We start from the raw sequence: 20,606 nt of genomic DNA, 5'->3' as shown, positions 1-20,606 counted from the left end.
CGTTTATTTACTATGGCTGGGGTAATTGGATTCGAACCAATGAAATGGCAGATTCAGAGTCTGCTGCCTTACCGCTTGGCTATACCCCAATGCGCCTCTATATAATACATTTTATTTATTTAAATTGCAAGCGTTATTGAAAGAAATCTTTTCATAGAGTATCATGATAAAGAATCAAACCAGAAAGGATCTTTTCCATGACATTTATTGTAAATAACGTGATGCCGGCTTTGGTTGCCGTCTGTGCTGGATTTTTTCTCGGCCCGATCGCGAAACAGCTGGTCATCGGTTTATCAAAAAATGCGCCGGATAAAGGCGTGATGACATTTTTGGGTTCTTGTTCCTCGATCTTGATCAAGGCCATTGCCGTGATCATTGCTTTATCGTTTTTAGGTGTCGATACATCCGTTCTTGTCGGCGGTCTCTCTGCTTTAGGCTTAGGTGTTTCGCTGGCCCTGAAAGAAAACATGGCCAATGTGGCCGGCGGGGTGCAGATCCTTTTTACGAAGCCGTTTGAGATCGGCGATGTGATCTGTTTTGAAGACACGGAAGGACAGGTAACACGGATCGAAATGATGTTCACGGTGATCCGTACGTACGACAATCAGGATATGATCGTACCGAATTCGAAGCTTGTCTCTTCGACTGTGATCAATTATACAGATGAGGAAAAACGGCGCATCCATATCCAGCTGCCGGTTTCGGTCAAAGCGGATCTGCAGACTTGCAAAGAAGCTTTTGAACCGGTCCTGCAGGAAAATGAACGGGTCCTGAAATTTGAACCGATGCAAGTGGTGATCGATTCGTTTGATGAAAAAGCCATCATCCTCGGGGTGTATGCGTGGGTCAAAAACGATGACTATTGGCCGACCTTATGTGTCTTGAATGAAAATCTGCAGAAGAAACGTCTGGCGTGCGGGATCGAACCGGTCACGGATCTGATTTCTGTCCGGGATCTGCCGCAGCCGGTTTCTGGATCCGAAACACAGCCGTCCGAAGAATAACGGCTGTTTTCGTTTTCTGGACGAAACTGTGAAATTATTTTAAAATATTTCTTGAGAGTAAATGAGGAGATCATCATGGAAGCGATGTTTATTTTGCTGGTCGCGATCGGAGTCGTGGTGATTGCGATGTTGCCGACATCGTTTTACCGATTGATAACACGACTTTTTTCTTGGGGCGATTGGGGCATTCGAAAAAACAAAAGAAAACACGATTATGACGATGTATTGGCAGATTTGTTCTTGCTGCTGAGTTTTGTATTCAGTGTTTTTTATTATCGTCTGCCTTGGTATCCGATTTTGTATTCGGTCTTTTTTTGGCTGTCTTACCTGAGCATGATGGGGCAGGCCAGCCGGATCAGCCTGCGTGAGAAGAAACGTTCACGACGGTCATTGCTGTTGTGTTTATCGGTCATGGCGGCCGCAGCGTATTTGTCCTCGATCGGCGCGTTCAATCATTTTCATGCGTGGCTTGATACGACGGTCTTCCGTCAGTCTCTGCGAAACGGTCATCATTTAATTTCTTTGTATACGATCAAGCACCATGAAGGAATCGTGGTTTTATTGCAGGCGCTGCTGTATTTTTTCTCCTTTTATGTTATATGGGCGCAGTTCAAATGCCTGCGCTTGGAAGAAACCTACAAAGGCCGCAATTTAATTACATTTTGGATCAAAATTTTGATCATTTCTGCGCTGTTCATCCTGACAGCCTCTGCCGGCTTCCGCTGGATCCATGCGCTCTATTTTATCAAATACTAGAAAGAAGGATTCTATGATCAAAGAACGTTTACGTCTGCTGCGTGCGCAGATGCAGAAAGAAAACATTCAGGCTTATATTATTCCAACCAGTGATTTTCACGAAACAGAGTATGTAAGTGATTATTTTGCCTGCCGCAAGTATATGTCCGGATTTACCGGCAGTGCGGGCGTCCTGGTCGTGACCGTTTCAAAAGCAGCACTTTGGACCGACGGCCGCTACTTTATCCAGGCCGAACGACAGCTGAAAGATTCGACGATCGAATTGATGAAAATGGGACAGGAAGGAACACCGGATATTCCGGACTATATTTTGTCTCAGCTACAAGCCGGAGATACGGTCGGTTTTGACGGCCGGGTCATCAATGCCGCGGATGCCCGCCGTTATGACAGCGCATTCTGTGCGCAGGAGATCCATTTAAAAACGGATGTGGATCTGGTCGGCCGGATCTGGACAGATCGTCCGGCTTTGCCGCATTCAAAAACGTTCCATTATGATGAAAAATATACGGGTGAAACGATCGGCGAAAAATTAGCCCGGGTCCGTCAGGCGATGGCAGAGCAGCATGCGGTCAGTCACATTGCCACAAAGATCGATGAAGTTGCCTGGCTGCTGAATTTACGTGCGGACGATATTCCGTGCTTTCCGGTCGCACTGGCTTATGCGATCATCCGGCAGGATGATGCAGTTCTTTATATAGATGACTCGCGTCTGGATCCGGTCAGCCGTCAGTTGATGAAAGAGAACCATATCCGTATCAAAGGATATTTTGATATTTATGAGGATGTCAAGACATTGACAGGCCCTGTGCTTTATGATCCTTCATTTGTGAACAGCCGGCTGATTTTTTCACTGCAGGCCCCGGCCGTAGAAGCACCGGATCCGGAGCTGTTGATGAAAGCGGTCAAAAATGAAACAGAGATTGCCGCAACGAAAAATGCACACCTGAAAGACGGCGCGGCCGTGGTAAAATTTATGTATTGGCTGCATGTGAATGTTCCGCAAGGAACCGTCAGTGAATGGAGCGCACAGCAGAAATTGACCGCGCTGCGCAGCGAACAGGACGGATATATTGAAGACAGTTTTACGACGATCAGTGCCTATAAAGATCATGCGGCCATGATGCACTATAGTTCGTCACCGGAGACCGATGTTTTACTGAAACCAGAAGGATTGTATCTGGTGGATTCCGGCGGTCAGTACATCGACGGCACGACAGACATTACGCGTACGTTTGTGCTGGGCCCGATCACCAAGGAAGAAAAATATTGGTTTACGCTGGCGATGCGCAGTCATATCCGGCTGGCGGCTGCTCATTGGCTGTATGGCTGCAGCGGATTGAATTTGGATATTTTAGCGCGCGGCCCGCTGTGGGACCAAGATATGGATTATCAGTGCGGCACCGGACATGGCATCGGCCATTTATCAACGGTCCATGAAGCACCGAATGGATTCCGCTGGCGCAAGGTACCTGAACGCAATGATTCGGCGGTCTTGGAAGCCGGCATGATCCAAAGCGATGAGCCAGGCGTCTATATGGAAGGGAAATTCGGCATCCGCCACGAAAATGAAGTACTTGTGGTGAAAGGAAATAAAAATTTCTATGGTCAGTTCATGCATTTAGAGCCGCTGACGTTTGTACCGTTTGACGTGAAAGGCATCGATCCCTCGTTGATGACCGAAGAGGAAATCAACTGGCTGAACAATTATCATGCCGCGGTCGTGAAAAAAATCTCGCCGTATCTGACGGATGAGGAAGCCAGCTGGCTGAAGCAGATCTGTCAGCCGATCCGAAAATGAAAGAGCGAATCATTCCTTCGGCATGCCCGCACTGCGGGCATGTTTTTCAAATCAAGCGGGATACGATGGCCGTCGCAGGCATGAACCCGATCATCGATCAGCGGCTGTATGACGGCACCTATTTTACCCATGCTTGTTCGCAATGTCATCACTTGTATTATTTAGAGCAGCCGTTTCTTTACCATGATCCGGACCGGAAGTATATTCTGCTGCTGACGGAAAAGAAAAATGTCGGCCCGCTGCCGGAAGATGAACTCATCGTGCGCTGTACCAATGCTTTGCAGCTGATGCATGCCTACCGGATATTGAGTCAGGGATTAAATATTAGCTATGTGCTGCGCCGCCAACATGTACTTGAGCTGCAAGTCGGGCCGGTGGAATTTGATACGTGGAACGCCGAGACCCGCTGTTTGTGGTTCCGGCAGGATGATCAGCCGGTAGCTGTACGGATCCCAGAAGAAGAACTGCCGGCACTGCTGCGCCGGGTATGATCAGAATCGGTGCGAACCGAATGAAAAAGCCTTACGTCTGGTGTATAATGAATGCGAAAGGATTTAGAATGTTATGAAAATTTTAGTTACCGGAGGAGCCGGCTATATTGGCAGTCATACCTGTGTGGAATTGCTGAAGGCCGGTTATGAGGTTGTGATCGTAGACAATCTTTACAACTCCAACAAAAAAGCGGTATCGCGGATCCAGGAAATTACTGGAAAGAATGTTTCATTCTACGACTTGGATATTTTAAACAAGGATGGTTTGTCACAGGTATTTCAACGTGAAAAGATCGATGCGGTCATTCATTTTGCGGGCTTGAAAGCAGTCGGAGAATCGGTGCACAAACCAATTGAATATTATCATACGAATATTGAAGGTACATTGACGCTGGTGCAGGTGATGAAGGAAAACGGCGTTAAAAACATTGTCTTTTCTTCCAGCGCGACAGTATATGGTGATCCGGCGCAGATTCCGATCACGGAAGAATGTCCGAAAGGAACCTGTACGAATCCATATGGCTGGACAAAATGGATGAATGAGCAGATCCTTACGGATCTGAATACGGCGGATCCGACGTGGAATGCCATGCTGCTGCGCTATTTCAATCCGATCGGTGCGCATGAAAGCGGTCTGATCGGTGAAGATCCGAAAGGTATCCCGAACAACTTGCTGCCGTATGTGGCACAAGTGGCTATCGGCAAACTGAAACGAGTCGGCGTTTTCGGCAATGATTATGATACACCGGACGGTACCGGGGTCCGGGATTATATCCATGTCGTCGATCTGGCTTTGGGGCATGTGGCAGCCTTAAAAAAGATGCAGGAAAGCGGCGGCGTTCAGATCTACAACTTAGGCACCGGTAAAGGCTACAGTGTGCTGGATGTCATTCATGCGTTTGAGAAAGCATGCGGCCATCCGATCCCTTATGAGATCCTGCCGCGGCGTGACGGTGATATCGCAACCTGCTATTCGGACTGCACAAAAGCGGAAAAAGAATTGGGATGGACCGCGAAATATGATTTAGATGAGATGTGTGCATCGTCCTGGAAGTGGCAGACGATGAATCCAGACGGATATGATACAGAGGAGAGGGAAAATGGCTGATAAAGGAAAAAATACATTAGAAGAATTTAAAGAGTTTATCGCGCGCGGGAATGTGATCGATATGGCTGTCGGTGTGATCATGGGGTCTGCATTCGGCAGTATCGTGACATCGTTGGTCAATGACTTGCTGATGCCGGTGATCGGTATGCTGATCGGCGGTATTGATTTCACCTCGTTATGCATTACAGTCGGCAGCGCAAAACTGAATTACGGGAATTTGATCCAGAGCATTGTCAACTTCCTGATCATTGCTTGGTGCATTTTCAGTTTTATGAAAGCTGTTCAGCGCTTCCAGAAGAAAAAGGAAGAAGAAGCACCGGCTCCGGACGAGAACACGGTTTTGCTTCAGGAAATTCGTGATTTGCTGAAAGAACAGAATCAGAAGTAGAAAAAAGGCGGAGAGTTAGATATAGTACTCTCCGCCTTTTGCGCGCTCCTCATCGACCAGATCCTGCAAAGTGATCGAGTCTACGACATTTGTGACCGCATCATACATTTGCTGCCAAACATGAATAGTGACACATTCTGATTCCCGCGGACAATGAAAGGAATTTTCCGGATCAACACAATCGACCGGGGCCAGCGATCCTTCGGTAATGCGCAGGATCATGCCGACCGTAATGTCTTTTGGGGATTTGTTCAGATAATATCCGCCTTTTGGTCCGCGTACACTGCGGATGATGCCGGCTTTAGCCAGCGGCGGAATGATCTGTTCCAAATATTTTAGGGAAATGGGCTGCCTTTCGGAAATGCCTTTCAGACTGACTGGTTCCTGACGGGGCTGAATGGCAAGATCGAGCAGGAAACGTAGAGAATAGCGTCCTTTTGTTGAAACTTTCATATTAATTCCTCAATTCCTACTAATTAAATACAATATAGCACAATCATTCAGTTCGCTCAATAGGTCCGCATTCATTTTGATTTTGCTTTTTATGTTCCATAACCAAAGGGAATGTGGTATATTAAATTTGATATTGGAAGTATGCGTAATATCTATGGAGGACGATAAAATGGTTAGAAGAATAGGTGTTTTAACTTCCGGCGGCGACTCGCCGGGCATGAACGCAGCGATCCGTGCCGTCACACGTGTCGGTATCAACAGCGGTCTGGAAGTATTTGGAATTTATAATGGATACAAAGGCATGGTCGAAGGTTATATCGAACCGTTGACGCGTGAAACGGTCGGTGAGATCGTTAACCGCGGCGGTACGATCTTAGGATCGGCCCGTTTGCCGGAGTTCAAAGAAAAAGAAGTCCGTCAGCGTGCGATCAATCAGCTGAACAAGCGGGGAATTGAAGCAGTCGTCGTCATCGGCGGTGATGGTTCCTATCGCGGCGCTTTGTCTTTGACGGAAATGGGCGTCAACTGCATCGGTCTTCCGGGTACCATTGATAATGATATTACATGCACCGATTATACGATTGGTTTCCAAACGGCTTTGGAGACATGTGTTGAAGCAATCGATAAATTGCGTGATACGTCGAATTCCCATCATCGCTGCTCCATTGTAGAAGTAATGGGCAATCGCTGCGGCGACTTGGCGTTGTGGGCCGGTATTTCCTGCGGTGCTGAGATCATTGTCACCAGCGATACGGGATTTGATGAGCAGGATGTATTGGAGCGCCTGCGTGATCTGGATATCATTAAGAAGAAAAGACATGCGATCATTGTCATCAGTGAAAAAATTACCGATGTTGATCAATTTGCCAAGAAGGTCAGTCTGAATACGGGCTTCTCAGGCCGTGCGACAGTCTTAGGCCATATTCAGCGCGGCGGTTCGCCATGTCCGTTTGACCGTCTGCTGGCTAGCCAGATGGGTGAAAAAGCGGTCGATCTGCTGATGCAGGGCATCGGCGGTCAGTGCATCGCGATCCGTGAAAATAAGATCGTTTCAATCCCGATCCAGAAGGCATTGAGCATGCCGAGCGAATCGAGAAAACCGCTGATGAACTTGTTTGAACGTTTGGTTTAATGAGAAAGGATGCTTCGGCATCCTTTTTTTCAGGCACTGAGTTTGACATTGCTAACTTAAAAAGAATACAATGGGAACAAAGGAGTTGTTCTTATGGAATTAGGCGAATCAATGGAAGACTATCTGGAAGCCATTTATATACTAAGCAATATGCAGGAACACGTGCGCAGCGTCGATGTCGCAACGTATTTAGGATTCTCTAAGCCCAGTGTATCGCATGCGGTCAAACTGCTGAGCGAGAAAGGATATTTGCGGTTTGATCCGAATAAAATTTTATATTTGACCAAAGAAGGAGAGGATCTGGCCAAAGAAACATATGATCGGCATTGCTTTTTTTCCCATGTGCTTCAGGAAATCGGTGTGCCGAAAGAAATTGCCCAGAAAGATGCCTGCCGCATAGAACATGTACTGAGCAGGGAATCTTATAATGCGATTCAAAACTGGTATAAACAACGACATTAAAGCACGGAAGTGCTTTTTTTAAGGAGGGAAGTCTATGCGTCCGGAAATTCTGGCTCCGGCAGGAAATGAGGAAGCGCTTGAGGCGGCCATCGCCGCCGGCTGTGATGCCGTTTATTTTGGCTTGACGAAGTTCGGCGCGCGTGCCTATGCGCATAATTTTACGTTGGAGCAGGCAAAAAAAGCCATCGACCGCTGTCATTTGGTCGATGTGAAAGTACATGTTACGATGAATACGATCTTATATGAAGATGAAATTGAAGAAGCGTATGAAACCGCCCGTGCGCTGTATGAAGCCGGTGTGGATGCGCTGATCGTTCAGGATCTTGGATTGATCCATCTTCTTCACCATCGGCTGCCTGATCTGACGGTGCATGCTTCCACACAGATGAGCATTCAAAGCCCGGATGAGATCGAACGTCTGAAAAAGCTCGGCGTCAAACGCATCGTGTTGGCGCGGGAATGTACAGCGGAAGACATAGAAGCCTGCCGGCAGGCTGGCTTGGAAATTGAGATGTTTGTGCATGGTGCATTGTGCATCAGTATGTCGGGCCGCTGTTATTTTTCGGCATTCCGCTATAGCCGCAGCGGCAACCGCGGACAGTGTGCACAGCCTTGCCGGATGCGCTATACCATTGAACAGGACGGTCAAATGATCCCGGAATCAGAAAGGTATTTGCTGAGCCCAAAAGATTTATCGCTGATCGATCAGGCAGCTTCATTGCCGGTTGATTCGTTGAAGATCGAAGGGCGGATGAAAAGTCCGGTTTATGTGTATCTTGCGGTTTCGCAGCTGAAAAAAGTTCTGGACGGAAAACCGCGGACGCAGGCAGATCGGCAGGCATTGATGACGGCGTTCTATCGCGGATATACAACGGGTCATTTATTGGATCAGCGCGGCAATGATTTGATGAACACAAAGACCCCGAATCATCAGGGGACCCTGGCCGGTGAGGTGATCGGCTACCGGAAACCGTATATCCGGATCAAATGCCGGACGGATATCATGCAGAATGACGGCCTGCGAATTGGCACCCAGGGATTTCGTGTGAACTATTTATACGATGCCCAAGGCAATCTTCAAAATCATATTCCGGCCGATTCAATTGCGATGGTCAAGGGACGCCGGTGCGCCAAAGGAACCGAAGTACGCAAGACGATCTCTTATGCAGCGGAACAAGAAGTGACAAAACAATGTCAAAAGGTACGGCAAGTCAACCAGCCGATCAAGATCAGCTGTGCCGGTGTGCACAAGCCATTGGTCGTAACGATGAACGGGGAAACCATCGTTTCGGATGCCCGGGCGCAGAAAGCGCACAAACGGCCGACAGATGCCGCCATGATCAGGACGCAATTTGCCAAAACCAAAGCGGAGTTCGTGCGTTATGAACCTTCCTTTGATTTAGCGGATGATATCTTTTTTACGATTGCCGATCTGAATGAACTGCGGCGTCGGACCACAGCAGTTTTGGCTGAGCAGAAAACCAGAGTTGTCACACAGCCGGAACAAGATTATTCATATGTGCCGAAAGCAAAGACAAACGATGCAGAAATTGTAAAAGGGGACAGACCGGAAATGGCTTCGTTTCAATGGAATGTGTCGAATTCATATGCGGCAGCGGCCTGTCTGGAGATGGGATACACGTCGGTGCTGATCGGCCCGGAATGTGACCGGGCGGCATCCTTGAAAATGATCAAAGCATTTCGAGAACGATATCATGATGTTTCTTGTCTGGTGAAAACGGTCTATCATACGCGGCGTTTCATGATCATGAAGCATTGCCCGATCAATACGTATTTTAAAGACGGCCAGCGAAAACATTGTGCACTTTGTCATGAACATACCATGAAACTGGTCGGTTTGGATGGGCAGAAAGTAGTCTGTTCCGGGGACGCGCAGTGTTGGATGCGTTTGTTTGAAGATCAGCCGGTTGATGAAATCGAAGATGTGCCGATGTATAAAAAAGCCGGACTGTGCCAATTTCGAATCGATTTTTTCAATGAAAAAGAAGCGGAAATAGAAAAAATTGAGAACAAGTTAGTTGAGGCTTACAGCAAAAACTGATACAATGAAATCATACAAAAGGAGGTACTGAATATGCCGATTATTACAGATATTTATGCCAGAGAAGTATTGGATTCCCGCGGCAATCCGACGGTCGAAGTCGAGGTATATACGGAATCCGGTGCTTATGGAAGAGCCATGGTGCCAAGCGGTGCCAGCACCGGTGAACGAGAGGCGCTGGAACTGCGCGATGGGGATCCGACCCGTTATGGCGGAAAGGGCACGACCAAAGCGGTCGATCATGTAAACAATGAAATCGGGCCGCAGCTGGTCGGTATGGACTGCCGGGATCAGATTTTAATTGACCGGACCATGCTGAAAATGGATGGCACGCCGTTTAAGAAAAACCTAGGCGCCAATGCGACTTTGGGCGTTTCGATGGCCTGTGCGATGGCGGCAGCTGATTTTTACGGCATGCCATTATACAATTATTTCGGCGGCTTTAATGCCCATACGATGCCGGTGCCGATGATGAATGTCATCAACGGCGGCAGTCATGCCGATTCAACCGTTGATTTCCAGGAATTCATGTTGATGCCGATCGGCGCATCCTCGATGAAGGAAGCGGTGCGCATGGGTGCCGAAACATTCCATTGTTTGAAAAAGGTTTTAAAAGACAAAGGCTACAATACCAACGTCGGTGATGAAGGCGGTTTTGCACCAAGCTGTAAAAACGGCAACGAAGAACCGCTGGAATTGTTGGTAGAAGCAATGAAAGCGGCTGGCTATGAACCAGGCGTTGAAATGGGCATTGCGATGGATGTTGCAGCCAGCGAATTCCACAATCATGAGACTGGTTTATACGAATTGTCACGTTCCGGTCAGGGAAATAAAACATCCGATGAAATGATCGAAATGTATGCACAGTGGATCGAAAAATACCCGATTCTTTCCATTGAAGACGGCTTAGGTGAACGGGACTGGGATGGCTGGAAAAAGCTGACCGATCGTTTGGGCAGCCGTGTACAGTTGGTCGGTGATGATTTGTTCGTGACCAATCCGAAGATCTTACAGGAAGGAATCGAGAAAGGAATTGCGAATGCGATCTTGATCAAGGTCAACCAGATCGGTACGCTGACGGAAACTTTTGAAGCCATCGAACTGGCGAAGAAGCACAATTACACATGCATTGTTTCGCATCGTTCCGGAGAAACCGAAGATACGACGATCGCAGATATCGCAGTCGGCCTGAATGCCGGACAAATTAAGACCGGTTCGATGTCGAGAACGGACCGGATCGCGAAATACAATCGTCTGATGCGTATCGAAGACGAATTGAATAAGCGCGGCGCTGTCCATATTGCGGAATATCCAGGCAAAAAAGCGTTCTACAATTTATATAAGTAAACAAAACGGAGGCTTTCATGCCTCCGCTTTTTGATATAATACAGATATAGAATTCGAAAATGTATGGAGGAAAATCATGTATAATTTTATGTTTCATGTGCCGACAAAAATCTATTTTGGCAAGGGACAAATCTCTCATTTGGAGGAATTAAAGGAAAGCGGCCGCAGCGTGCTGCTGGTTTACGGCGGCGGCAGCATCAAACGCAGCGGTATTTACAACACTGCACTGCAAATTTTGAAAGATGTTGATCTGCAGGTGTTTGAACTGCCGGGTGTGGAGCCGAATCCGCGCATCGAAACCGTGCGCAAAGGTGTGACGATGTGCAAGAATGAAGACATTGATATGGTCCTGGCCATCGGCGGCGGTTCGACCATCGATTGTGCCAAGGTCGTGGCAGCCGGTGCGAAATACGATGGTGATCCATGGGATCTGGTATTGGACGGCAGTCTGGTCAAAGACGCCCTGCCCATTTACACGGTGCTGACTTTGGCTGCGACAGGCAGTGAAATGGATTGTTTTGCGGTCATTTCTGATCTGACGAAGAATGAAAAATGGGGCACCGGCAGTGAATATATGAAACCGACGATGTCTGTTCTGGATCCCACTTATACATACACGGTATCACCGAAGCAGACGGCTGCCGGTACAGCGGATATGATGTCTCACACGTTTGAAAATTATTTCACGAAACAGGAAGGATATCTGCAGGCACGATTCTGCGAAAGCTTGCTGGAAACAATGATCCATTACGGACCGATCGCCTTGGAGAAACCGGATGACTATGAAGCCCGTGCAAACTTGATGTGGGCCGGCAGTCATGCCATCAATGGGCTGGTATCTGAAGGTTCCGCTGATGCATGGTGTGTACACCCGATGGAACACGAATTGAGTGCGTTCTATGATATTACGCATGGCCAGGGACTGGCAATCTTGACGCCGGTCTGGATGGAATATGTGTTAAGCGAAGAGACATTGCCGCGCTTTAAAGAATATGGTGTCAATGTCTGGCATCTGGATCCGAACCAGGATGCGATGCAGATCGCCAAACAGGCAATCGAAAAAACACGCGAGTTCTTCTTTACGACGATGAAGATGCCGGCAAACTTACGCGCGGTCGGTATCACAGATGATCGCTATTTCAAAAAGATGGCAGAAAAAGCTGCGGCCGGTTCAAAGGGAAGTTATGTTCCGCTGCAGCCCGCCGATATTGAAGAGATTTATCGCAGAGCGTTATAAACAATGGCGGCCGGAAGAGCCGCCTTTTTCAAAGGAGGTCAGCGTATGATCTTGAATACCGGAAATCGAACAGACATTCCCGCCTTTTATCATCAGTGGTGGTACAATCGCTTGGATGAAGGGTTTGTCTGTGCCCGCAATCCGTTTCAGCCGCATCAAATTTATCAATATACCTTGGATCCAGATACCATCGATGTGATCTGTTACTGCACCAAGGATCCTGGTCCGATGGTGCGGGACTGGAAAGAAATTCCGTTTGCCCAGTATTGGCAGGTGACGATCACGCCCTACGGCAAGGATGTTGAACCATTTGTGCCGAACAAGCGGCAGATCCTTGCGGATTTTCGTTCACTGAGCGAAAAACTCGGTCCGCAGGCGGTGACCTGGCGCTATGATCCGATCCTGCTGACGGATCGATATACGATTGATTTCCATATTCGCAGTTTTGAAGCCATGGCCAAAGTGTTGGAACATTATACAGATACAGTCGTCATTTCATTTTTGGACCTTTATCAAAAAACAAAACGGAATTTTCCGGAAGGCAGAGAAGTGACGCCCGCGGAACAAGTTCAATTGGCTATTGCGTTGAAAGAAATTGCTGACCGTCATCAAATGCACATCGAAGCCTGTATGGAAGATCATGGTCTGGAAGCTTACGGCATCGACACCAAAGGCTGTCTGCGTAAAGAAGTTCTGGAACGGGTCATCGGGAAAAATTTAATCGTACCGCACCTAACTTTTTCCCGGGACTGTGCCTGCTTGCTTCAGAATGACATCGGCGTGTATAATACATGTAAACACGGCTGCCGGTACTGCTATGCGAATACGGATCGGAAATCGGTGATGCAAAATGCTGCCCGCCATGATCCGAACGGACCGCTGTTGATCGGCCGGATCACTGCAGCTGATCAGGTGCGGCAAGTGCAGCAGAAATCTTATATTGACCGGCAGGTCCGCTTATTTTAATGAGGTATAAATATGATTCAAGTTTCCAATATCGAACGCTTTGCGACGCATGATGGCCCGGGGATCCGGACAGCTGTTTTTCTGAAAGGATGCTCGCTGCGCTGCCCGTGGTGTGCCAATCCGGAAACATGGACCGCAGAACCCGTCTTGATGCATGATGAAGAGCGCTGTCAGCACTGTCATACATGCCAAAAGGTATGCCCGCAGGGGGCAATTGTTTGGCAGGCAGAACAGTTGCATTGGGATGCATCGAAGTGTGTTCATTGTGGTACGTGTGTCCAACATTGTCTGCCGATGGCGCTGACCTTGAACGGACAGGCGATGGAAGTTTCAGAGTTGATGAAAGAGCTGCTAAAGGATAAAGCATATTACGAAGAAAGCAATGGCGGCATCACAATTTCCGGGGGAGAACCATTCTTTCAATTTGAAGCATTTCTGCAGCTGATCAAAGCATGCAAAGAAAACGGTCTGCATGTTGCGGTGGAAACCACGGGACATTATCCCCAGGAACAGTTGGAAAGAGCGATGGATAAGATTGATTTATTTTTGTTTGACATCAAGAATTTAGATGCAGAACGATTCCGGCGTGTCAATCAAGGCAGCCTGAAGCGTATTCTAAAAAATTTTGAATACGTCACTGCCCGCCGTCCGGAAGATGTGATCATGCGGGTGCCGGTCATCCCAGGATATAATGAGGACCAGCTGAATGAGATCATCGCCTATGGAAAGCAGCACCATGTCAAAGAAATTCATTTGCTGCCGTATCATTCCATGGGGAAAAAGAAATGGCATCAGCTGCATCGCCCGTATGCCTATGAGGACATGGATATGATGAAGCCGGAAGCTTTGAAACAATATGAACAGGAAGGCGTGAAGATCGGCGGATAAAAAAAGGCGGATGGGAATCCGCCTTTTAACCTCTTCGAATGAATTTGATGATGCCGTCAACTTGAGCAGCTTTTTTCGTAAAGTCTTTTTCTGTCATCTCCGGTGTCCAGAATCCGAATTCACCGTCGATGACATGCATCGTATCCGTGATGCCGAAAACTTGTTTTGCTTGGGATTCGCCGCCGCTGCAGCGCACGAAGAATGTATTTTTTACTTGATCCGTCGGCATCTGCGCAAGCGGCTCTGCCGTGATGTCGGTCTTTAATGTTTCATGCGGGTGCTGTGCACAATCCAGTACATCGGCGCATACGGCACTGGCTGTCGGAAGTGAACCGGCACCGCTGCCGTAGAACATCGCATCCCCTAAGGCATTGCCTTTGACGAAGACCGCATTCATGACACCGTCGACGTGATACAGGATGTTCTGATCATCGACCAGACGCGGTGAAACCATGGCCCAGGTGCCTTCTTCCGCGACTTGGGAGGTTGCCAGCAGTTTGATCTTCATGTTCATGGCCTTGGCATACTGAATATCCTGGATCCGGATCTGGTCGATGCCTTCGGTCGGAACCTTTTTATAGTCAAGATGATGACCGTAAGCCAAGGAAGAAAGAATCGCGATCTTACGCTGAGCATCGTGCCCTTCCAGATCGGCTTCCGGATGCAGTTCAGCATAGCCTTTTTCCTGCGCTTCCTTCAATGCTTCTTTAAATGTTTCGCCGTTGTCATACATACTGGTCATGATGTAGTTCGTCGTGCCGTTTAAGATACCGGAAATTTCCAAGATCTCATCCTGACGCAGTGAAGTATTGAGTGCACGGATGATCGGGATACCGCCGCCGCAGCTTGCTTCAAACATGTAATTGACATTGTGCTCAGCAGCAATCTGACATAATTCCACACCGTGTTCTGCCACGAGTTCTTTATTGGATGTGCAGACATTTTTATCTGCCGACAAAGCTCGTTTTGTAAATTCGTAAGCTGGTTTCAGTCCGCCCATGGTTTCTACGACGATCTCGACTTCCGGATCATTCAAAATATCTTCGATATCATGTGTCACGATATTTTCGACGATCGTTCCCGGGAAATCCCGCAGATCCAATACATATTTCACATCAATTTCCGTACCGATCCGCTTTGTGATCGAACCTTTATTCATAGTCAGCACATCCACAACACCGGCGCCGACCGTACCATATCCTAAAACTGCTATTTTCATCAACTTGGCCTCCCTTTATTCCATTTTAGTTTACCCGATATACGGAACAATGCGCAAGTGAAATCATTCTTGCGCATCGTTTTTCGTTTCAGATTTTTGGCTGGTACCCAGATTTTGAATTTTATCCAGCCAGTAGATGACCCGATCCATCAATTCTTTGGTGAAATCTTCGTTGAAATTGCGTTCTGCCCATTCCAGGCCGAAGCCGATCAGCAGATCGGTGATGCATGTCAGGAAGAAATGCCGGTCTTGTTCCGAAATGTTCTTTTCATCAAACATCGGGGTAAAGTATTTTTCTGTTGCTTCCCACAACACGCGGCGTAATGTCGGAATGAAGATCTTAAGATCGATGGAATTATAAATATGCAGTGCAGCTTCTTTTTGTTTCTGCACATTGCCTAAAAACATTTCCAGTAAAGCGCGGTAGTCTTCGCCGCGGTACTCGTTCAGATGCAGATTATTCAAACTATAGGAAACGGTTTTCTCCAATAAATCATAGATGTCGGTAAAGTGATAATAAAATGTATTTCGATTGACGCCGGTATCCTTTACGATATCTTTGACGGTGATTTTATTGAAGGGCTTTTTATTCAAATATTCCAAAAATGTTTTCATAATTGCGACTTTGGTGAAGTCTGCCATATTTTGCCCCCACTTTCATAAAGTAAGTATATCACAACTTCATTCAATTCGACAATTTGACGCATATGTCTAATATTTACATATATGGACCGTAAATGTTATCAAAATATGTGTATACTTCCGGACAATTGGTGCGTAATGTATCGGGGTATAATATGTAATAAGATCCGGCTTCCGCAAAGAATTCATGCTGATCGGTCGCTCCGTATGCGGTCAGCTTGGAACCGTATTTCTTATATAATTCAGAAAATTCATCGGTATCCGAACAGCCATATGGATCGATGCCGAAAGAATGCATGCTGAAATCATAAATATGTGAGAGCTCGTGCGCGATGGTCTGATCATACGTATTGGAGACGTTCATGCCGGCTGTGATACGGATGTAGATCGATAGATCATCGGATTTTGAAAAAGCCGCGGTTCCGGACACAGAAGATATATTATATTGATCGCCGTAAGCCAAGTAAGTTTGTGAATCACAAATGATAATTTTTTCACACCGGTTGAGCAAGAACTGCGGCATCGACTGGATGGCTGATTCAATTTGATCGATATCGGTCTGATAGGAACTGTCCGCTTCCACGGAGATCTCCGGCAGTTCCTGCTCGTTGGTGATATATTCATGGTATTGTTCCGCGTTGTATAAAACATTTTCGTTTAATGGTACCAGTGTATAGACGGAAAAAATGATGGCACAGATCAGCAGGATCGACATCGATAACCGCAGCAGACGCACACAAACCATGCGGAAAAAGTTATCACGGTTGTGATAAGAGAGCAGGCCGATATAAATGCCGATAAAGACCGAGGCAGCGATGATCCAGTGGGCCGGCAGAAAGTCCTGGATTTTGGCAAGCGCGCTGGCTACATTGACATCACCTGTAACATTGGATCCATAAGCTGAACGCAGGAACCAGCCGCTGGTGTATACATTCCAGATGAGGGATAAAATAAAATAAGATAATAGGCCGCTGATGAGCATCCTTCGAATCGTTTTCATGCCTAGATTATAACAGGTCGGGTTGAAAACGCAAAAAACAAGAAATGTAAAGAAATGAAAAAGATTGACATGCCCATGAAAAAGATGTACATTGTAACCATAATAGTTTAATTGTAAATTAATTTATAGAAACGGAGGGAATCATGACAGATTTAGCGAACCAACAGTCGGTGAGCAGCACGGCTGAAAATATGGTAAAAAACGGGGATGGAAAGATCGATCGGAAAGACATTGACATTCTTTTGAATGAGTACATTTTCCGGAAGTATCGTCTGGCTCGTGATGAGGTCAGTCAGTTGACACATGGCATTACCATCCGTGAGTATGTTGCTTTATATATTATGAAAAACCAAAAAGATACGGATGTTATGAAAAACCAAAAAGATACGGATGAAATTTATGACGGACGGATGTATCTGCAGGATCTAGTGGATACGATGCAGATCCCGATGCGCAAAGCCAGTCAGATGGTCAACGATCTGAAGGAACGCGGTGCGGTCGCGTGGGAATATGACGGCGATGGTTCAGAAGGAACGTATGTCGTCATTACGGAATCCGGTGAAAAACTGCTGGAAGAACGTGAAAAACAGCTGAATGTGTTTTACGGCGATGTGATCAAAGAATTCGGCAAAGAAAATATGATCCAGCTGCTGCATTTGATGCGGCGCATGGATGTCATCGTAAATACGGAATTTAAAAAGATGGAGGAAGCGCATGAGTAATTATTCGGATATTATGGACTACGCGAAAGAACAAACGCCAGTATGTGAACGCAACGATGCGATTTCGCGTCGGCTGTTTCATGAATATGGCGTGAATGTCGGACTGCGCGATGAAAACGGAAAAGGGATCCTGACAGGGTTGACGAATATTTCAGAGGTCAATTCATTTACCGAAAAGGACGGTCAGCGCATTCCCTGTGACGGAGAACTGTGGTACCGCGGCTATCGGGTCGAGACGATCATCAACAGTTTAGGCCCGAACGAAATGGGTTTCGAGAAAGCAGCCTATTTATTATTGATGGGGGAAATGCCGGATGATGAAACCTTGGCGGAATTTAAACAGGTCCTGAGCGATGCCCGTTCGCTGCCGAAAAACTTTACAAGAGATGTTATCATGAAAGGCTCCAGCGGTGATATCATGAATTCCATGATGCGCAGTATCTTAACGCTGGCTTCCTATGATGACCATCCGTTGGATACCAGTGTGACCAATTCTTTGAATCAGTGCATCCGACTGATCGCGGAATTCCCGCTGCTGGCAACGTATTCCTATGCAGCTTATAACCATTATACGTTAGGAGACAGCTTGTATATCCATAATCCGGATCCGGAACTTTCCACGGCAGAAAACGTGCTGCGCTGTCTGCGCTGGGATAAAAAGTTCACGCCGTTGGAAGCAAAAGTGCTGGATACGGCTTTGATCCTGCATATGGAGCACGGCGGCGGTAATAACTCGACCTTTACCGACCATGTCGTCACATCGGCGGGCAGTGATACGTATTCGACCATCACAGCGGCCATGGCTTCGTTAAAAGGCCCGAAACACGGCGGTGCCAACATCAAGGTCATGGAAATGATGGATGATATCCGTGCCCATGTCGAAGATCCGACCGATAAAGATCAAATCAAAGATTATTTGGAAAAGATCCTGGATAAAGAAGCATTTGATCACAAAGGGCTGATCTATGGTATCGGACATGCCGTTTATACGATCTCTGATCCGCGTGAGGTCATTTTTAAACAATATGTGGTGGACCTGGCTAAAGATAAAGGCCGTGACAAAGATCTGCAGATGTATCAGAATGTTGAGGATCTGGCCCCGCAGCTGATGAATGAAAAGCGTAATTTATTGAAACCGGTAAGCCCGAATGTCGATTTCTACAGCGGTTTCGTATACGATATGCTTGGTATTCCGCAGGAGATGTATACTGCGATGTTTGCGGTGGCCCGTATTGTCGGCTGGAGCGCGCATCGCATCGAAGGATTGGTTACATCTGATAAGATCATTCGGCCGGCTTATATGAGCGTGATGAGGAAAAAAGAATGGACGGATCAATAGAACGGCTGCTGTATGGCCGCAAGTTTCAGCAGCTGGTCGTCAAAGAAGAGGAAGAATTGATGGATAAATACCAGCTGCAGAGGATCGATCTGAAAATTCTGTTGTTTTTATCAGCAAACAAGGACCGCAATACATCCCGCGATATTTTGAATATGGGGATCTTCTCGCGCGGACATATTTCTCAGTCGCTGAAACGACTGGGAGAAAAAGGCTACGTGAGTGCTGAAAATGATGCGGATGACCGGCGGTTTGTGCACAATTATTTGACGGATCAGTCAAAGGAACTTGTGCAGGAACTGGATCGGATCTCCGGGAAAGTTTTTCAGACGGTTTTTGCGGGATTTACGGATGAAGAATTTTCTCAGCTGCGTCATCTGGCAGAAAAAATGGAACATAACATTCAAACGCAGTTGGAATCATAGACAAGCGCTTTAGGGCGCTTGTTTTCCTTCGGAAATATATATACACTTCTTCGCACTTTCAGATTTATTTCGGTTATAATAGAAGCAAGGGTTGATTATGAAAAAAGTTAAGAATTTAAATTCAATTTGGCAAAAGATACAAGACATGGACACAGCAACGAAAACTCGGACGATCATCGTTATTGTGGCCGTTTTATGCTTGTTGATTTTTTTGATCCGGCATGGAATAGACAGTGCATCCAACCAGCTGGAACTGATTGCCGGCGAAAACGAAGTGGTCGAAATATCCGAAAAGGAAGCCGAAGATTACAATCTGCGTGATTTGGTCAAGGAATCGACCGGCCGACTGGAAATCCAGGGAACGATCGATCAAGACTCATATAAGAAACAAAAGATCACTTTTATTTCTAAAAAAGGAACCTCGACGAAGACCGAGTCTATTTATGTAAAAATCACGAAACCGACGACCGATGTAACGATCGACTTATACAATGATATCGTCAATGTAACATTATCGGATACAAGTTTTGTGATGTCGGACGTGGTCAAGAAAATCGGCGGTGAGACGATCACGTATTTAAGCCAAAGTCAGGTCTATACAGAAAAAGTCACGGGCCGTACATCGATCGCTTATTTCTATTCAAAGGATTACGATCTCAATACTGTCGGTATGTATCAAGTCCAGCTGATCGTGATCGATGCCGACGGCAACGAATCCCATGCCTATTTTGCGGTTCAGGTCTGCCGTGATAAAGAAGTGGAAGACAAAGATATCAAGGACTTGCGGGAAAAAGCCTATGCCAAAGGCGGCGTGTTGTATAATGTCAAACAAAGCGATAATGTGACGATCCATAAGAAGATCGTCGATCCGGTCGAAACGACGTCGACGGACAGCACGGAATCCAGTACGGAATCCAGTACGGAAACGGATACTTCACAGTCTGCGACAAGTTCCGACACATATACCGACTCTTACGACTATAGCACGGACTACTATGGATCAGACGGCAGCACGGATTACAGCACGGACAGTGATGATTCATCCTACTACACCGATGATTATGGCAGCTATGGGTATGATTATTACGATGACGGCAGTACGGGCTACGATTACGGATATTATCAATAAAAAAGCCTGGTTCTTTCAAAGAACCAGGTTTTAATGCGTAA

The 20,606-nt window shown here is 46.8% G+C and carries 21 protein-coding genes and 1 tRNA gene; 17 read left to right on the top strand and 5 right to left on the bottom strand.

Annotated elements, in window-relative coordinates:
* Positions 1-13: 13 nt before the first annotated feature.
* A tRNA-Gln gene (locus tag HNQ47_RS04310) sits at positions 14-89 on the bottom strand.
* A 108-nt stretch (positions 90-197) separates the two neighbouring features.
* Here HNQ47_RS04310 and HNQ47_RS04305 point away from each other — a divergent pair.
* The 6 genes from HNQ47_RS04305 to mscL all read left to right on the top strand — a co-directional run bounded on the left by HNQ47_RS04305 (position 198) and on the right by mscL (position 5,545).
* Positions 198-1,004, top strand: coding sequence for a mechanosensitive ion channel family protein (locus HNQ47_RS04305; protein WP_183327931.1), 807 nt, complete (start codon positions 198-200; stop codon positions 1,002-1,004).
* A gap of 75 nt (positions 1,005-1,079) precedes the next feature.
* On the top strand, positions 1,080-1,760 hold the full coding sequence (locus HNQ47_RS04300; RefSeq protein WP_183327929.1) for a hypothetical protein: 681 nt from the start codon (positions 1,080-1,082) through the stop codon (positions 1,758-1,760).
* 13 nt (positions 1,761-1,773) lie between these two features.
* Positions 1,774-3,558: an aminopeptidase P family protein gene (locus HNQ47_RS04295; protein ID WP_183327927.1), complete on the top strand. Its 1,785-nt coding sequence runs from the start codon at positions 1,774-1,776 to the stop codon at positions 3,556-3,558.
* The gene (locus tag HNQ47_RS04290; protein WP_183327925.1) at positions 3,555-4,049 is read left to right on the top strand and encodes a CpXC domain-containing protein; all 495 of its coding nucleotides are present in this window, start codon (positions 3,555-3,557) and stop codon (positions 4,047-4,049) included. The genes HNQ47_RS04295 and HNQ47_RS04290 overlap by 4 nt, the downstream gene beginning before the upstream one ends.
* Before the next feature lie 73 nt (positions 4,050-4,122).
* On the top strand, positions 4,123-5,157 hold the full coding sequence (gene galE, locus HNQ47_RS04285; protein ID WP_183327923.1) for a UDP-glucose 4-epimerase GalE: 1,035 nt from the start codon (positions 4,123-4,125) through the stop codon (positions 5,155-5,157).
* Positions 5,150-5,545 (top strand): large-conductance mechanosensitive channel protein MscL, encoded by a 396-nt coding sequence (mscL, locus tag HNQ47_RS04280; protein ID WP_183327921.1) that lies wholly within the window; start codon positions 5,150-5,152, stop codon positions 5,543-5,545. The genes galE and mscL overlap by 8 nt, the downstream gene beginning before the upstream one ends.
* A gap of 15 nt (positions 5,546-5,560) precedes the next feature.
* Here mscL and HNQ47_RS04275 read toward each other — a convergent pair whose 3' ends face one another.
* A complete protein-coding gene (locus HNQ47_RS04275; protein WP_183327919.1) occupies positions 5,561-5,998 on the bottom strand; it encodes an RrF2 family transcriptional regulator in 438 nt (145 codons plus the stop codon).
* Between the two features lie 169 nt (positions 5,999-6,167).
* On the opposite strand from HNQ47_RS04275, the gene pfkA reads away from it, so the two are divergent.
* From pfkA to HNQ47_RS04240, 7 genes are all read left to right on the top strand, one after another.
* Positions 6,168-7,130, top strand: coding sequence for a 6-phosphofructokinase (gene pfkA, locus HNQ47_RS04270; protein ID WP_183327917.1), 963 nt, complete (start codon positions 6,168-6,170; stop codon positions 7,128-7,130).
* 93 nt (positions 7,131-7,223) lie between these two features.
* Positions 7,224-7,592, top strand: coding sequence for a metal-dependent transcriptional regulator (locus HNQ47_RS04265; protein WP_183327915.1), 369 nt, complete (start codon positions 7,224-7,226; stop codon positions 7,590-7,592).
* 34 nt (positions 7,593-7,626) lie between these two features.
* The gene (locus HNQ47_RS04260; protein WP_183327913.1) at positions 7,627-9,654 is read left to right on the top strand and encodes a peptidase U32 family protein; all 2,028 of its coding nucleotides are present in this window, start codon (positions 7,627-7,629) and stop codon (positions 9,652-9,654) included.
* Positions 9,655-9,687: 33 nt separating this feature from the next.
* Positions 9,688-11,001, top strand: a complete 1,314-nt coding sequence (gene eno, locus HNQ47_RS04255) for a phosphopyruvate hydratase (RefSeq protein WP_183327911.1) — start codon at positions 9,688-9,690, stop codon at positions 10,999-11,001.
* Between the two features lie 76 nt (positions 11,002-11,077).
* The gene (locus tag HNQ47_RS04250; RefSeq protein WP_183327909.1) at positions 11,078-12,238 is read left to right on the top strand and encodes an iron-containing alcohol dehydrogenase; all 1,161 of its coding nucleotides are present in this window, start codon (positions 11,078-11,080) and stop codon (positions 12,236-12,238) included.
* A gap of 45 nt (positions 12,239-12,283) precedes the next feature.
* The gene (locus HNQ47_RS04245; RefSeq protein ID WP_183327908.1) at positions 12,284-13,204 is read left to right on the top strand and encodes a DUF1848 domain-containing protein; all 921 of its coding nucleotides are present in this window, start codon (positions 12,284-12,286) and stop codon (positions 13,202-13,204) included.
* Positions 13,205-13,216: 12 nt separating this feature from the next.
* On the top strand, positions 13,217-14,092 hold the full coding sequence (locus tag HNQ47_RS04240; protein ID WP_183327906.1) for a glycyl-radical enzyme activating protein: 876 nt from the start codon (positions 13,217-13,219) through the stop codon (positions 14,090-14,092).
* Between the two features lie 25 nt (positions 14,093-14,117).
* On the opposite strand, the gene HNQ47_RS04235 is transcribed toward HNQ47_RS04240, so the two are convergent.
* The 3 genes from HNQ47_RS04235 to HNQ47_RS04225 form a co-directional block, all read right to left on the bottom strand.
* Positions 14,118-15,311: a homoserine dehydrogenase gene (locus HNQ47_RS04235; protein WP_246346055.1), complete on the bottom strand. Its 1,194-nt coding sequence runs from the start codon at positions 15,309-15,311 to the stop codon at positions 14,118-14,120.
* Between the two features lie 63 nt (positions 15,312-15,374).
* Positions 15,375-15,953, bottom strand: coding sequence for a TetR/AcrR family transcriptional regulator (locus HNQ47_RS04230; RefSeq protein ID WP_183327902.1), 579 nt, complete (start codon positions 15,951-15,953; stop codon positions 15,375-15,377).
* Positions 15,954-16,029: 76 nt separating this feature from the next.
* Positions 16,030-16,953 (bottom strand): zinc-dependent peptidase, encoded by a 924-nt coding sequence (locus HNQ47_RS04225; protein ID WP_183327899.1) that lies wholly within the window; start codon positions 16,951-16,953, stop codon positions 16,030-16,032.
* 143 nt (positions 16,954-17,096) lie between these two features.
* On the opposite strand from HNQ47_RS04225, the gene HNQ47_RS04220 reads away from it, so the two are divergent.
* The 4 genes from HNQ47_RS04220 (at position 17,097) to HNQ47_RS04205 (ending at position 20,565) form a co-directional block, all read left to right on the top strand.
* Positions 17,097-17,675, top strand: coding sequence for a helix-turn-helix domain-containing protein (locus HNQ47_RS04220; protein ID WP_183327897.1), 579 nt, complete (start codon positions 17,097-17,099; stop codon positions 17,673-17,675).
* Positions 17,668-19,014, top strand: coding sequence for a citrate synthase (locus HNQ47_RS04215; protein WP_183327896.1), 1,347 nt, complete (start codon positions 17,668-17,670; stop codon positions 19,012-19,014). Before HNQ47_RS04220 ends, HNQ47_RS04215 begins: the two co-directional genes overlap by 8 nt.
* A complete protein-coding gene (locus HNQ47_RS04210; RefSeq protein ID WP_183327893.1) occupies positions 18,999-19,436 on the top strand; it encodes a MarR family winged helix-turn-helix transcriptional regulator in 438 nt (145 codons plus the stop codon). The genes HNQ47_RS04215 and HNQ47_RS04210 overlap by 16 nt, the downstream gene beginning before the upstream one ends.
* A gap of 145 nt (positions 19,437-19,581) precedes the next feature.
* The gene (locus HNQ47_RS04205; protein ID WP_183327891.1) at positions 19,582-20,565 is read left to right on the top strand and encodes a hypothetical protein; all 984 of its coding nucleotides are present in this window, start codon (positions 19,582-19,584) and stop codon (positions 20,563-20,565) included.
* Positions 20,566-20,606: the final 41 nt, after the last annotated feature.

This window comes from Catenisphaera adipataccumulans, from assembly GCF_014202755.1.
In the GTDB taxonomy this organism is placed as follows: Bacteria; Bacillota_I; Bacilli_A; order Erysipelotrichales; family Erysipelotrichaceae; genus Catenisphaera; species Catenisphaera adipataccumulans.
This window is presented reverse-complemented; position numbering and strand designations above follow the sequence as displayed.